Origin of the sequence: Pseudomonas sp. S5D5, assembly GCF_003013355.1 — a bacterium.
GTDB lineage: Bacteria > Pseudomonadota > Gammaproteobacteria > Pseudomonadales > Pseudomonadaceae > Aquipseudomonas > Aquipseudomonas aylmerensis.
In genome coordinates this window covers 6,862,125-6,875,046 of the sequence record NZ_PTEO01000001.1, presented here as the reverse complement: position 1 = coordinate 6,875,046, position 12,922 = coordinate 6,862,125, and the positions used below count along the sequence as shown (strand labels likewise).

The following is a 12,922-nucleotide window of genomic DNA, read 5'->3' as shown; positions in this document are numbered from 1 at the left end:
ATTACTCGGCCATCGAAGAAGAACGGGAGGTAGGGATAGGTGGAACCGGGTCATAACCACCGGGATTCCACGGATGACAGCGACCTAAACGACGAAAGGTCAGCCAGCCACCGCGCAGAAGACCATGATTTTCTATGGCCTCTAACGCGTAGCAGGAACAACTGGGGTAGAAACGACAGTGGCTGGCCATCAGAGGACTAATGGCATAGCGATAAAACTGGATCGGAACGAGGGCCAGTTTACGCATCAAGGCTGTCTACCCCTACAGTTTCGGTGCTGACTGCTGGTGCTGGCTTGTGGGTACGCGCCAAACGTTTCCAGAGCTTGCCGAAATGCTGAATCAATTCGGGGTTTTCTACATCACCCAAGCCTTTGCGCGCGACGATAACAATATCCCAACCAACCAGAGTGTCCTGGTGGAGGCGAAACGATTCGCGCATCAGACGCTTGAGGCGATTGCGCTCAACGGAGAGCTTTACGCTCTTCTTGCCGATCACCAACCCGAGACGGGGATGATCAAGATCGTTGTTACGCGCAAGGAGCAGGAGATTTTTCCCCGGAACCTTGCCGGTGGGGGAGTCAAAGACTGCCTTGAAGTGCCGGGGGGTTAGCAGACGCTTTTCCCGACTGAAGTCCTGACTCACCACCAGTACCGGATTATCAAACTGCCAGACGCGCACGACCTTTGGCGCGGCGACGCGACAGGACAGCACGGCCGTTCTTGGTAGCCATGCGAGCACGGAAGCCGTGGGTACGGGCGCGTTTGATGGTGCTTGGTTGGAAAGTACGTTTCATGGCGTTGTTACCTGGTTCGTCCACAACGGGCCGGAATGGCCCCCGTTTTAAGAGACCGGCGATTCTAGAGAAAGCAAGCCTCTAGGTCAATTTCCAACCAGCTTTTCCTTTAATTAGATCTTTACCGGCCATCCGCCGTTTTCCATGCGCTCGGCTTTCACGAGCAATGCCATAGATATAAAAATAAAGAAGGAAGTTATTTAAAGCTTTTCTGTAAAGCTTATAAAAGCTAGGCAGGCGATCCTCTGTGGATAAGTGCCCTGAGGCCATGAGCTGCCTACTGTACAGAGAATGACAACTACGGGGGAAAACGGTGCTCTGCCTGTGCTGCACTGTCGGATAAGCTGTGTGTGGAATAGGTTGTTATCCACAGGCCAGTTACCCACAGACTTTCGACCCCACTTGTACAACGAGCTTAGGTAGGCTTATCCACAGAGCTTATGCACAGACCATTGGTCGCCTTTTTCTCACTTAACGCGTTGATTTTGGGCCTCCTGTGCGCAACCTACATGTGGATAAGTGGACGGCTGGCCGCTACAATGGCGGCTGTTTTTGCCTCACCGGCTTTCAACTTAGGGGATATCCGTGTCAGTGGAACTTTGGCAGCAGTGCGTGGAGCTTTTGCGCGAAGAGCTGCCAGCCCAGCAATTCAACACCTGGATCCGTCCGCTACAGGTCGAAGCCGAAGGCGACGAGTTGCGTGTCTATGCGCCTAACCGTTTTGTCCTCGACTGGGTCAACGAGAAGTACCTGAGCCGCGTTCTCGAATTGCTCGATGAACATGGCAATGGTCTCGCGCCGGTGCTCTCCTTATTAATAGGCAGCAAACGCAGTTCAGTCCCGCGTGCTGCGCCGAACGCGCCGTTGGCGGCTGCGGCATCGCAGGCTCAGGCGGCGACCTCACCGGTCAACAACACGCCAGCTCCTGCGCCGACACCTTCGAAATCCGCCGCGCAAAAAAATGCGCCCGAACACGAAGAACCGTCCCGCGACAGTTTTGACCCGATGGCGGGCGCCAGCTCCCAGCAGGCGCCGGTCCGCGCCGAACAGCGCACCGTGCAGGTCGAAGGCGCGCTCAAGCACACCAGCTACCTGAACCGCACCTTTACCTTCGAGAACTTCGTCGAAGGTAAATCCAACCAGCTGGCCCGCGCGGCCGCCTGGCAGGTCGCCGATAACCCCAAGCACGGCTACAACCCGCTGTTCCTTTATGGCGGCGTCGGTTTGGGTAAGACCCACTTGATGCACGCTGTGGGTAACCACCTATTAAAGAAGAACCCGAATGCCAAGGTCGTGTACCTGCACTCGGAGCGCTTCGTGGCTGACATGGTCAAGGCCTTGCAGCTCAATGCCATCAACGAGTTCAAGCGGTTCTACCGCTCGGTTGATGCGTTGCTGATCGATGACATTCAATTCTTCGCGCGCAAAGAACGTTCCCAGGAAGAGTTTTTCCACACCTTCAACGCCCTGCTCGAAGGCGGCCAACAGGTCATCCTGACCAGTGACCGTTATCCGAAGGAAATCGAAGGGCTGGAAGAACGCCTGAAATCACGTTTCGGCTGGGGCCTGACCGTGGCGGTCGAGCCGCCGGAGCTGGAAACCCGCGTTGCGATCCTGATGAAAAAGGCCGATCAGGCGAAGGTCGACCTGCCGCATGATGCTGCTTTCTTTATTGCCCAACGCATCCGTTCCAACGTGCGTGAGCTGGAAGGCGCGCTCAAGCGGGTCATTGCGCACTCGCACTTCATGGGCCGCGACATCACCATCGAGTTGATTCGCGAATCCCTGAAAGACTTGCTGGCCCTGCAAGACAAGCTGGTGAGTGTGGATAACATCCAGCGCACCGTGGCCGAGTACTACAAGATCAAGATCTCCGACCTGCTGTCCAAGCGCCGTTCGCGTTCGGTGGCACGTCCCCGTCAGGTGGCCATGGCCCTCTCCAAGGAGTTGACCAACCACAGCCTGCCGGAAATCGGTGATGTGTTTGGTGGTCGCGACCACACAACGGTCTTGCACGCATGCCGCAAGATCAATGAACTTAAGGAATCCGACGCGGATATTCGCGAGGACTACAAGAACCTGCTGCGTACACTGACAACTTGATGACACCAGCGCAGCTTATTAAGGCAAGGGACTAGACCATGCATTTCACCATTCAACGCGAAGCCCTGTTGAAACCCCTGCAACTGGTCGCAGGCGTCGTCGAGCGCCGACAGACCTTGCCGGTGCTCTCCAACGTATTGCTGGTGGTCGAAGGCCAGCAATTGTCCTTGACCGGTACCGACCTGGAAGTCGAGCTGGTGGGTCGTGTGCAGCTGGAAGAACCCGCCGAGCCTGGCGAGATCACCGTACCGGCGCGCAAGCTGATGGACATCTGCAAAAGCCTGCCCAACGACGCGCTGATCGACATCAAGGTTGATGAGCAGAAGTTGGTGGTCAAGGCCGGTCGCAGCCGCTTTACCTTGTCCACCTTGCCTGCCAATGATTTCCCGACCGTGGAAGAAGGTCCTGGCTCGCTGACGTGCAGCCTGGAGCAAAGCAAACTGCGTCGTTTGATCGAACGCACCAGCTTCGCCATGGCGCAGCAGGACGTGCGTTACTACCTCAACGGCATGCTGCTGGAAGTCTCCGAAGGCATCATCCGCGCCGTGGCCACTGACGGTCACCGCCTGGCCATGTGCTCGATGAAAGCCGACATCGGCCAGCCCGATCGCCACCAGGTTATCGTGCCGCGCAAAGGTATCCTCGAGCTGGCGCGTTTGCTCACCGAGCCGGATGGCAACGTCAGCATCGTCCTGGGTCAACACCACATCCGTGCGACCACCGGCGAATTCACCTTCACCTCCAAGTTGGTTGACGGTAAATTCCCGGATTACGAACGTGTACTGCCTAAGGGCGGCGACAAGTTGGTGATCGGTGATCGTCAGGCCCTGCGCGAAGCGTTCAGCCGTACCGCGATTCTGTCCAACGAAAAGTACCGTGGCATCCGCCTGCAACTGGCCAATGGTCAGCTGAAGATCCAGGCCAACAACCCGGAGCAGGAAGAAGCGGAAGAAGAAGTGGGCGTCGACTACAACGGCGGCTCGCTGGAAATCGGCTTCAACGTGAGCTATCTGCTCGACGTGCTGGGTGTGATGACGACCGAACAGGTTCGCCTGATCCTGTCCGACTCCAACAGCAGTGCCCTGGTGCAGGAATCCGACAACGACGACTCGGCTTACGTTGTCATGCCGATGCGCCTGTAATCATGCTCAGCAGAAGCTAGATGTCCCTCAGTCGCGTCTCGGTCACCGCGGTGCGCAATCTGCACCCGGTGACCTTCTCCCCCTCCCCCCGCATCAATATTCTCCACGGCGCCAATGGCAGTGGCAAAACCAGCGTGCTGGAAGCCATTCACCTGTTGGGTCTCGCCCGTTCATTCCGCAGTGCGCGCCTGTTACCGGTGATTCAATACGAGCAACTGGCGTGCACGGTATTTGGCCAAGTCGAACTGGCGGAAGGTGGGCACAGCAGCCTGGGGATATCGCGTGATCGCGGTGGGGAGTTCCAGATTCGCATCGACGGGCAAAATGCCCGCAGCGCTGCGCAGTTGGCGGAAATCCTGCCACTGCAACTGATCAACCCCGACAGCTTTCGGCTGTTGGAAGGTGCACCGAAAATCCGCAGGCAATTCCTCGATTGGGGAGTGTTCCACGTGGAACCGCGTTTCATGGCCACTTGGCAGCGCCTGCAGAAGGCCCTGCGGCAGCGGAACTCGTGGCTGCGGCATGGTACACTTGACGCCGCTTCGCAAGCGGCCTGGGACCGGGAACTGTGCCTGGCCAGCGACGAAATAGATGAATACCGCCGCGCCTATATCAAAGCCTTGAAACCAGTCTTTGAGCAGACCTTGAGCGAGTTGCTAGATCTCGAGGGGCTGACGCTGAGTTATTACCGTGGTTGGGACAAAGAGCGCGACCTCAGTGCCGTGCTCGCCACGTCTTTGCAGCGGGATCAGCAAATGGGTCATACCCAGGCCGGCCCTCAACGGGCTGATTTGCGTCTTAGATTGGGCGCACACAATGCCGCGGACATCTTGTCCCGGGGTCAGCAGAAGTTGGTGGTGTGTGCACTGCGGATTGCCCAAGGCCACTTGGTTAGCCAAGCCCGGCGCGGTCAGTGTATTTATCTGGTGGATGACTTGCCGTCCGAACTCGACGAGCAGCACCGCCGCGCGTTATGCCGCTTGTTGGAAGAATTACGCTGCCAGGTGTTCATCACCTGTGTAGATCACGAATTATTGAGGGAAGGCTGGCACACGGATACGCCAGTCGCTTTGTTCCACGTGGAACAAGGCCGTATCACCCAGACCCACGACCATCGGGAGTGAAGGCATGAGCGAAGAAAACACGTACGACTCGACCAGCATTAAAGTGCTGAAAGGTTTGGATGCCGTACGCAAACGTCCCGGTATGTACATTGGCGACACTGATGACGGTAGCGGTCTGCACCACATGGTGTTCGAGGTGGTCGACAACTCCATCGACGAAGCTTTGGCCGGTCACTGCGACGACATCAGCATCATCATCCATCCGGATGAGTCGATTACCGTGCGCGACAACGGTCGCGGTATTCCGGTAGACGTGCACAAAGAAGAAGGCGTTTCGGCGGCAGAGGTCATCATGACCGTGCTCCACGCCGGCGGTAAGTTCGACGACAACTCCTATAAAGTCTCCGGCGGTTTGCACGGTGTGGGCGTGTCGGTGGTGAACGCACTGTCCGAAGAGCTGATCCTGACCGTTCGCCGCAGTGGCAAGATCTGGGAACAGACCTATGTCCACGGTGTACCGAAAGAGCCGATGAAGATCGTTGGCGACAGCGAATCGACCGGTACTCAGATCCACTTCAAGCCATCGGCTGAAACCTTCAAGAACATCCATTTCAGCTGGGACATCCTGGCCAAGCGGATTCGTGAATTGTCCTTCCTCAACTCCGGTGTGGGTATCGTCCTCAAGGACGAGCGCAGCGGCAAGGAAGAGCTGTTCAAGTACGAAGGCGGCCTGCGTGCGTTTGTTGAATACCTGAACACCAACAAGACTGCGGTCAACCAGGTGTTCCATTTCAACATCCAGCGCGAAGACGGCATCGGCGTGGAAATCGCCCTGCAGTGGAACGACAGCTTCAACGAGAACCTGTTGTGCTTCACCAACAACATTCCTCAGCGCGACGGTGGTACTCACCTGGTGGGTTTCCGTTCCGCACTGACGCGTAACCTGAACACCTACATCGAAGCCGAAGGCTTGGCCAAGAAGCACAAAGTTGCCACTACCGGTGACGATGCGCGCGAAGGCCTGACCGCGATTATCTCGGTGAAAGTGCCGGATCCAAAGTTCAGCTCCCAGACCAAAGACAAGTTGGTGTCTTCCGAAGTGAAGACCGCCGTCGAACAGGAAATGGGCAAGTACTTCTCGGACTTCCTGTTGGAAAACCCGAACGAAGCCAAGCTGGTTGTCGGCAAGATGATCGACGCGGCTCGTGCCCGTGAAGCGGCGCGTAAAGCTCGCGAGATGACCCGCCGTAAAGGCGCACTGGATATCGCCGGCCTGCCAGGCAAACTGGCTGACTGCCAGGAGAAGGACCCTGCCCTCTCCGAGCTGTACCTGGTGGAAGGTGACTCTGCTGGCGGTTCCGCCAAGCAGGGTCGTAACCGTCGCACCCAGGCGATCCTGCCGTTGAAGGGCAAGATCCTCAACGTCGAGAAGGCGCGCTTCGACAAGATGATTTCCTCTCAGGAAGTCGGCACCTTGATCACAGCGTTGGGCTGCGGTATCGGCCGTGACGAGTACAACATCGACAAGCTGCGCTACCACAACATCATCATCATGACCGATGCTGACGTCGACGGTTCGCACATCCGTACCCTGCTGCTGACGTTCTTCTTCCGTCAGCTGCCGGAGCTGATCGAGCGCGGCTACATCTACATCGCCCAGCCGCCGTTGTACAAAGTGAAAAAGGGCAAGCAAGAGCAATACATCAAAGACGACGACGCCATGGAAGAGTACATGACGCAGTCGGCCCTGGAAGATGCCAGCCTGCACTTGAACGACGAAGCCCCGGGCATTTCCGGTGAGGCGCTGGAGCGCCTGGTTAACGACTTCCGCATGGTGATGAAGACTCTGAAGCGTCTGTCGCGCCTGTATCCGCAGGAGTTGACCGAGCACTTCATCTACCTGCCATCCGTAAGCCTGGAGCAGTTGGGTGACCACGCTCACATGCAGGATTGGCTGGCCCAGTACGAAGTGCGCCTGCGCACCGTGGAGAAATCTGGCCTGGTGTACAAAGCCAGTCTGCGCGAAGACCGTGAACGTAATGTCTGGCTGCCAGAGGTGGAATTGATCTCCCACGGCCTGTCGAACTACGTCACCTTCAACCGCGACTTCTTCGGCAGCAATGACTACAAGACCGTGGTAACCCTGGGCGCGCAACTCAGCACCCTGCTGGACGACGGCGCTTATATCCAGCGTGGCGAACGCAAGAAGCAGGTCAAGGAATTCAAGGAAGCCCTCGACTGGCTGATGGCTGAAAGCACCAAGCGTCACACCATCCAGCGATACAAAGGTCTGGGCGAAATGAACCCGGATCAGCTGTGGGAAACCACCATGGACCCGGCTCAGCGTCGCATGCTGCGCGTGACCATCGAAGACGCCATTGGCGCAGACCAGATCTTCAACACCCTGATGGGTGATGCGGTCGAACCTCGCCGTGACTTCATCGAAAGCAACGCATTGGCGGTGTCCAACCTGGACTTCTGATCAGGCAAGACCGCTAAAAACAAAAAGGCCAACGCTCAGCGTTGGCCTTTTTTATTGGGCATTTTTTAAATGCTCCACGTGGAACATCGCCATTTCAGTTGGGCGATGGCGCCGTTGCGACACTCTCCAACCGATACCCATACCCGTAGATCGTCAACAGCTGCCAACCCCGATCCGCCGTCAGCCCAAGCTTGTTACGCAGCCGGTAGATATGCGTATCCAATGGGCGAGACGAGACCATTTCTTCATGAGTCCAGAAGCGCTCATAGAGGTACTCACGGGACAGCGGTCGGGCCAGGTTGGCGAACAGGCAACTGGCCAGGCGGTATTCACGCTCGGTCAGGTTGATCGGTTTGCCGGCTCGGGTCACCGTCAGTTCAGCATCGTCAAAGGTCAGGTCGTTGAAGCTTTGCACCTCTTGGGTCGCCGACTTCTGCAGGCCATGGCGACGCAACACTGCAGAGACACGGGCTTTCAGTTCGTTGGGACGAAAGGGTTTGCTGACGTAGTCGTCGGCGCCGCTATTGAGCGCCGTGACGATATCGCTCTCGGCATCGCGGCTGGTGAGCATGATGACGGCGGGCGGCGATTCCATGTGTTCGCGGGTCCAGCGCAGCAAGGCAATGCCAGTGATATCGGGCAGTTGCCAGTCGAGTATCAGCAGGTCGAAGGTTTCCCGGCGCAGTTGGCGTAGCAGGTCTTCACCACGCTCGAAGCAATGCAGGGACCAAGGCTGCTCCGCGGTGCCGGGGATCTGTCGCAGTGTCTGTTCCACCCGCCGCAACTCGGCAGGTTCGTCATCCAGTATTGCGACACGCATGTCGAGGGTCCTTTGTTCTTAATATAGGGCAGCCGACGGCCAATGAATAACGGCACATACTGCGCAGTTGCCGGCCATTGAATCTGAATAATTGTGGTCAGATTCGACGACCCCTTGGATCTCTCGGTACGCTGATATCAAAGGGCCGTAACCCCCTGAAAGTCCTGGGTACCTCTGTGGGAAAGATACCGGCTCCCGAGGGTAAGTAAAAGGATCAGCCGACACATGCGCTGCCGTAAATGCCCGCGTGCCGATGTCAGACGTCCTCTGGAACCTGGACATTGATGAGAACCATGACGCTTTCCCCCCATTCAATGCTTCGCGCCCTTCCCTCCCTGTTGATCCTGGCGGTAGGGGTTGCGGGTGCATCGGCCAAAGCGCGGCCGGCCTATATTGATGACCATACCCTGTGCCGTGCGCAGCCGTTGCCGGCTGTTGTCCAGCACCTGACCGGGGAAGCCTGGAAGCTCGATGTACGCGGCAAGGTGACGCCTTTGCAGGAGGGCATGACCATTGATGAGCAAGAGGGGGTGAGAACATCCGCTGCGGCATTTGTCAGCCTGTTGCTCGGTGACGGTTCTCGGGTGGTGCTGCCGTCCAGTTCCCAGGTGCGCCTGCACCTCGACGAGAAGCAGTTGATCCCCCAAGTGATACTCGAACAAGGCCAGGCCGAAGCGTATGTGATCAAGCGGGCCACCGATTATGATCGCTTCCAGATCGTCACGCCGGTGGGCGTGCTGGGGGTACGTGGCACCCATTTTCGAGTGCGCGATGACGGTGAGCAATCGGTGCTCGAAGTACTCGACGGCCAGGTCGCGGTCAACCGTGACAGCAAGGCTGGCCCGTCTGACAGCGAAGTAAAGGTCGGCGCGCGACAAGGGCTGCTGTTCAAGAAACAAGGCGAGCTTGAGCCGTTAGCGTTGCTGCCCGCGCCGAAACTCATTGGCCAGGATGGGCAGAAAGGCGACGCGCCCGTCTGGCGTCTCTACCTGCGGCCATTGGCGGGCGCGCAACGTTATCGCGCCCAGGTGGCGACTGATAAAGCCTTCATGAACATCAAGCAGGAAAACTTCTCCAGTGAGCCGAAAATGAGCTTCACTGGGCTCAAGGCGTCGTTTTATCACGTGCGTTTGTCGGCGTATGACGCCCACGGACTGGAAGGAGAAACCGGGGTCTATGACATTTTCTACTACCCGCCCGCCGCACAGGCGCAGGCTACCGGTGGCTGACCGATGATGCTCTGGGGCAAGCCCGAGAAACGCCAGCCCACCCACGCCCAGCGCTTGTTCCATGGCCTGGTCCGCGAGTGGCTTTGGATCGGTTTACTGCTGCTGCCGATCACGGCCTATCTGTCATTGAGCCCCGGCCTTGCCTTGAACAACCCGTTGTATGACAGCCTGCGTCGGCTGACCCCACTGCCGGTGGACCCGCGTATTTTGCTGGTGACGATTGACGATCAAAGCCTGAAAAAGCTCGGTCAATGGCCTTGGCCGCGTAGTTTGCACGCCGACCTCATTGACCGTCTGAATGCCGCACAACCCGCCGGTATCCTGTTTGATGTGATCTTCAGCGAGCCTGGCAACCCAGCCAATGACAAACGCCTGGCCGATGCCGTGTGCAACGCCGGTAACGTGTTGTTGCCACTGTTGCGCGATAGCACCGCCAGCTACAGCCGGCCAGGCGAGCAAATGTCCGCGCTGCTGAAATGCGCCAGGGGCGTTGGCCATATCAACGTGGAAGCCGACAACGACGGCGTGGTGCGCAGCTTGTATATGCGCGAGGGCCCACCGGATGCTGCTGTTGCGCAGTTGGCATGGCTGGCCTATGAGATGAGCGGTGAGAAGTCGCCGATGCCGGGAGAGGCACGCGAGCCGATCGATCAACACTGGCACCGGGAGCATGCCATTCGCATCCCGTTCATTGCGCCGCACACGCATTTCCCTAGTGTGTCCTACGTCAGTGTATTAAACGGTGAGGTGCCTCCCGAGCAACTGCGCGACCGTCTGATTCTCGTGGGCGCCACGGCCTCCGGAATGGGCGATCGATTCGTCACGCCCCTCTCCTCCACCGTTGGCACCACGGCCGGCGTAGAGATCCAGGCCAATGTGCTCAATGGCTTGCTGCAAGGGCGAAGCATCGTTGACGTGCCCGCATGGCTGGCGGCAACCCTGGCGACGTCGCTGGTCGCATTGTTGCTGGGATTGCTGCTGTATCGCCCGCGCTATGCGCTATGGATGACCCTGGGCTGCATGGCCACGGCGTTGTTCGGTGCCTGGGCGCTGCTGCGCCTGGGCCACTGGTGGTCGCCGGCGGCCTGCTTGATTGGTTTGTTACTGAGCTACCTGATCTGGAACTGGCGGCGCCTGAGCGCGATCCTCGCCTATTTCGGCTGGGAGCTGGCGCGGCTGGATAACGAGCCCAAAGTGCTGCCCGAGCGCCGGCGCGCGCCTGCCAGCCATGGCGATGTGTTGCAGGGGCGTATCTTCGCGCTGGAGCAAGCCGTGAGCCGCACGCGAGACACGCGGCGCTTTATGGCCGATGGCCTGGAGTGCTTACCGGTAGCCACCCTGATCACCGATCCCGGCGGCAATATTTTGCTGGCAAATCGTATCGCCCGTGAGGTGTTCGGCAATGACCTGGTCAACGAAAACCTCATCGAACAACTCGCCGACCTCGGTTATCCACCGCTGCACAATGGTGTGCGCCCTGCCCTGTCCGCACTCGAACTCGTCGAGTTCCGAGATATCCGCCAGCGCAGCCTGCGCATGGAGCTGGCCCCCTTGCTGCCGGCAGAAGGTGACGTCGCGCTCGGTTGGCTGTTGAGCCTGACGGACCTGAGCAAGGAACGCGATGCCCAGCAGCATCGCGAGACCATGCTGCGCTTCCTGTCCCATGACCTGCGCGCGCCGCACTCGGCGATCCTCGCGCTGCTGGATGTGCACAACGGCGAGTCACCGGTATTTGCCCAGATCGAGCAGCAGGTACGACGCGCCTTGAGCCTTACCGAGTCGTTCGTACAGCTGGCGAAAGCCGAGGCTGATGGCTATCAATTCCAGCCGACCCTGTTCGCGATGCTGGTGATGGATGCCTTTGATCAAGTCGCGTTGATCGCCCAGCTCAAGGGCATTCACTTGGTGCACGACCTGGATGAAGCCGATGAGGGCATGGTGTGGGCCGATCAATCGTTACTCACGCGCGCGTTGTTCAACGTGCTGGAGAACGCGATCAAGTACTCCCCGTCCGGTACCACCGTCCGGCTGAGTCACGCCACTGTGCAAGGTTGGTTGGAATGCCGTATCAGCGACCAGGGGCCGGGGATTGCTGCGCAAGATTTACCGGAGCTGTTCAGCCAGTACCGACGCTTCGATTCCGCGCAGGGCAGTGAAGGCCTGGGGCTGGGCCTGACCATGGTCAAAGCCGTTCTCGAGCGTCATGGAGGGCGGATCAGTTGCGAAAGCGTGGTCGGTAAAGGCACCACGTTCAGCCTGCAGCTGCCGCTGTGGGAAGAGTGAGAAAACCCACTTTCCTGCTGTGCATAAAAAACCGGTCCCAAGGACCGGTTTTTTTTATGCGAGAAAAACTTATGCACCTTTTCCGCTATTTTATGAGCTTGGGAAATATGTAAGTAAATCAGCTTCTTATAAGTCAAAAAGCCCCATTCGCCAACAAACCGTACACAGGTTATCCACAGATGCTCATACCACCGGCGTGTCGACCACAACCGGCTCTGGCGGCAGCGAACCCATGGCCCGCTGCTGCGCTTCATTCCAGGCCGCAGCACGGTCATTCAGCGCGGCAATGGCGCGCGGGCCTTCACCTTCTGCATACATCGGTTCGCCAATCACTACGGTGATGGTGCCCTCACGCTTGGCCCAGCCGGTCTTTGGCCAGTACTTGCCGGCGTTATGCGCAATCGGCAAGACCGGCAGGTGGGCGTTGACTGCCAACGCGGTACCACCGCGTGAGAACTTGCCTACGGTGCCGTAGGGCACGCGGGTACCTTCGGGGAAGATCAACACCCAAACGCCGTCCTTGAGCAGCTCGTCGCCCTTCTTGGCCACGTGCTTGAGCGCCGCCTTGGGGTTGTCACGGTCAATTGCGATGGGACGCAACATGGCCATGGCCCAGCCGAAGAACGGCACGTACAGCAGCTCACGCTTGAGCACTTGGCTCAGGGGCGAGAAGTACGCCGAGAGGAAGAACGTCTCCCAGGTGCTCTGGTGGTTCGACAGAATCACGCACGGCTGGTCCGGCACGTTTTCGGCGCCCTTCACCTCGAAACGGATATTGAGGAACACCTTGGTCAGCCACAACGCACAGCGGCACCAATAGACGTTGATAAAACGATAGCGCGCCTTGAACGGCAGGAAGGGCGCGATAAAAAAGCTCAGGGTGCACCAGAGGAAAGAACTGGTGCCCAACAGCAGGTAAAAGAAAAAGGTTCTGATGGCCTGCAAAATCGACATGGCGGCATTTACCGTTGCGGGACAACGCCCGCCTGTTAAAAGCGCACTCC

Annotated in this window: 11 protein-coding genes; 6 read left to right on the top strand and 5 right to left on the bottom strand. The window is 58.3% G+C overall.

The genetic code is table 11. The features are described from left to right. Position 1: 1 nt before the first annotated feature. The 3 genes from yidD to rpmH are packed head-to-tail and all read right to left on the bottom strand — an operon-like array spanning position 2 to position 795. Complete coding sequence (gene yidD, locus C9990_RS31455) at positions 2 to 247, bottom strand: membrane protein insertion efficiency factor YidD (RefSeq protein WP_010207715.1); 246 nt, start codon at positions 245 to 247, stop codon at positions 2 to 4. After that, positions 240 to 647 carry a ribonuclease P protein component gene (gene rnpA, locus C9990_RS31450; protein WP_020302575.1) on the bottom strand — a complete coding sequence of 136 codons (408 nt, stop codon included), beginning with the start codon at positions 645 to 647 and terminating at the stop codon, positions 240 to 242. Before rnpA ends, yidD begins: the two co-directional genes overlap by 8 nt. Before the next feature lie 13 nt (positions 648 to 660). After that, complete coding sequence (gene rpmH, locus C9990_RS31445; RefSeq protein WP_003213577.1) at positions 661 to 795, bottom strand: 50S ribosomal protein L34; 135 nt, start codon at positions 793 to 795, stop codon at positions 661 to 663. A gap of 585 nt (positions 796 to 1,380) precedes the next feature. Here rpmH and dnaA point away from each other — a divergent pair. From dnaA to gyrB, 4 genes are read left to right on the top strand one after another with little or no spacing between them, the layout of a single operon-like run. Then, complete coding sequence (gene dnaA / locus C9990_RS31440) at positions 1,381 to 2,898, top strand: chromosomal replication initiator protein DnaA (protein ID WP_106805571.1); 1,518 nt, start codon at positions 1,381 to 1,383, stop codon at positions 2,896 to 2,898. A 38-nt stretch (positions 2,899 to 2,936) separates the two neighbouring features. Further along, positions 2,937 to 4,040, top strand: coding sequence for a DNA polymerase III subunit beta (gene dnaN / locus C9990_RS31435; RefSeq protein ID WP_053258802.1), 1,104 nt, complete (start codon positions 2,937 to 2,939; stop codon positions 4,038 to 4,040). Positions 4,041 to 4,060: 20 nt separating this feature from the next. Continuing rightward, positions 4,061 to 5,164 (top strand): DNA replication/repair protein RecF, encoded by a 1,104-nt coding sequence (gene recF, locus C9990_RS31430; protein WP_065902696.1) that lies wholly within the window; start codon positions 4,061 to 4,063, stop codon positions 5,162 to 5,164. Positions 5,165 to 5,168: 4 nt separating this feature from the next. Then, a complete protein-coding gene (gene gyrB, locus C9990_RS31425; RefSeq protein WP_065902697.1) occupies positions 5,169 to 7,586 on the top strand; it encodes a DNA topoisomerase (ATP-hydrolyzing) subunit B in 2,418 nt (805 codons plus the stop codon). 94 nt (positions 7,587 to 7,680) lie between these two features. Here the strand turns inward: gyrB and C9990_RS31420 are convergent, their stop codons facing one another. Further along, on the bottom strand, positions 7,681 to 8,406 hold the full coding sequence (locus C9990_RS31420; protein WP_106805570.1) for a response regulator transcription factor: 726 nt from the start codon (positions 8,404 to 8,406) through the stop codon (positions 7,681 to 7,683). Between the two features lie 314 nt (positions 8,407 to 8,720). Here C9990_RS31420 and C9990_RS31415 point away from each other — a divergent pair, with 314 nt between their 5' ends. Then, positions 8,721 to 9,635, top strand: a complete 915-nt coding sequence (locus C9990_RS31415) for a FecR domain-containing protein (protein ID WP_256595164.1) — start codon at positions 8,721 to 8,723, stop codon at positions 9,633 to 9,635. A gap of 3 nt (positions 9,636 to 9,638) precedes the next feature. After that, positions 9,639 to 11,918 carry a CHASE2 domain-containing protein gene (locus C9990_RS31410; protein ID WP_106805568.1) on the top strand — a complete coding sequence of 760 codons (2,280 nt, stop codon included), beginning with the start codon at positions 9,639 to 9,641 and terminating at the stop codon, positions 11,916 to 11,918. A gap of 183 nt (positions 11,919 to 12,101) precedes the next feature. Here the strand turns inward: C9990_RS31410 and C9990_RS31405 are convergent, their stop codons facing one another. Then, positions 12,102 to 12,872, bottom strand: coding sequence for a 1-acyl-sn-glycerol-3-phosphate acyltransferase (locus C9990_RS31405; protein WP_065902705.1), 771 nt, complete (start codon positions 12,870 to 12,872; stop codon positions 12,102 to 12,104). Positions 12,873 to 12,922 lie beyond the last annotated feature (50 nt).

What these genes read in the sequence shown, in the direction of transcription:
- C9990_RS31410 (WP_106805568.1), top strand. Translation starts at nt 9,639, where the DNA reads ATGATGCTCTGGGGCAAGCCCGAGAAACGCCAGCCCACCCACGCCCAG.
- C9990_RS31405 (WP_065902705.1), bottom strand. Translation starts at nt 12,872, where the DNA reads ATGTCGATTTTGCAGGCCATCAGAACCTTTTTCTTTTACCTGCTGTTG.
- rpmH (WP_003213577.1), bottom strand. Translation starts at nt 795, where the DNA reads ATGAAACGTACTTTCCAACCAAGCACCATCAAACGCGCCCGTACCCAC.
- yidD (WP_010207715.1), bottom strand. Translation starts at nt 247, where the DNA reads ATGCGTAAACTGGCCCTCGTTCCGATCCAGTTTTATCGCTATGCCATT.
- C9990_RS31420 (WP_106805570.1), bottom strand. Translation starts at nt 8,406, where the DNA reads ATGCGTGTCGCAATACTGGATGACGAACCTGCCGAGTTGCGGCGGGTG.
- dnaN (WP_053258802.1), top strand. Translation starts at nt 2,937, where the DNA reads ATGCATTTCACCATTCAACGCGAAGCCCTGTTGAAACCCCTGCAACTG.
- C9990_RS31415 (WP_256595164.1), top strand. Translation starts at nt 8,721, where the DNA reads ATGCTTCGCGCCCTTCCCTCCCTGTTGATCCTGGCGGTAGGGGTTGCG.
- gyrB (WP_065902697.1), top strand. Translation starts at nt 5,169, where the DNA reads ATGAGCGAAGAAAACACGTACGACTCGACCAGCATTAAAGTGCTGAAA.
- recF (WP_065902696.1), top strand. Translation starts at nt 4,061, where the DNA reads ATGTCCCTCAGTCGCGTCTCGGTCACCGCGGTGCGCAATCTGCACCCG.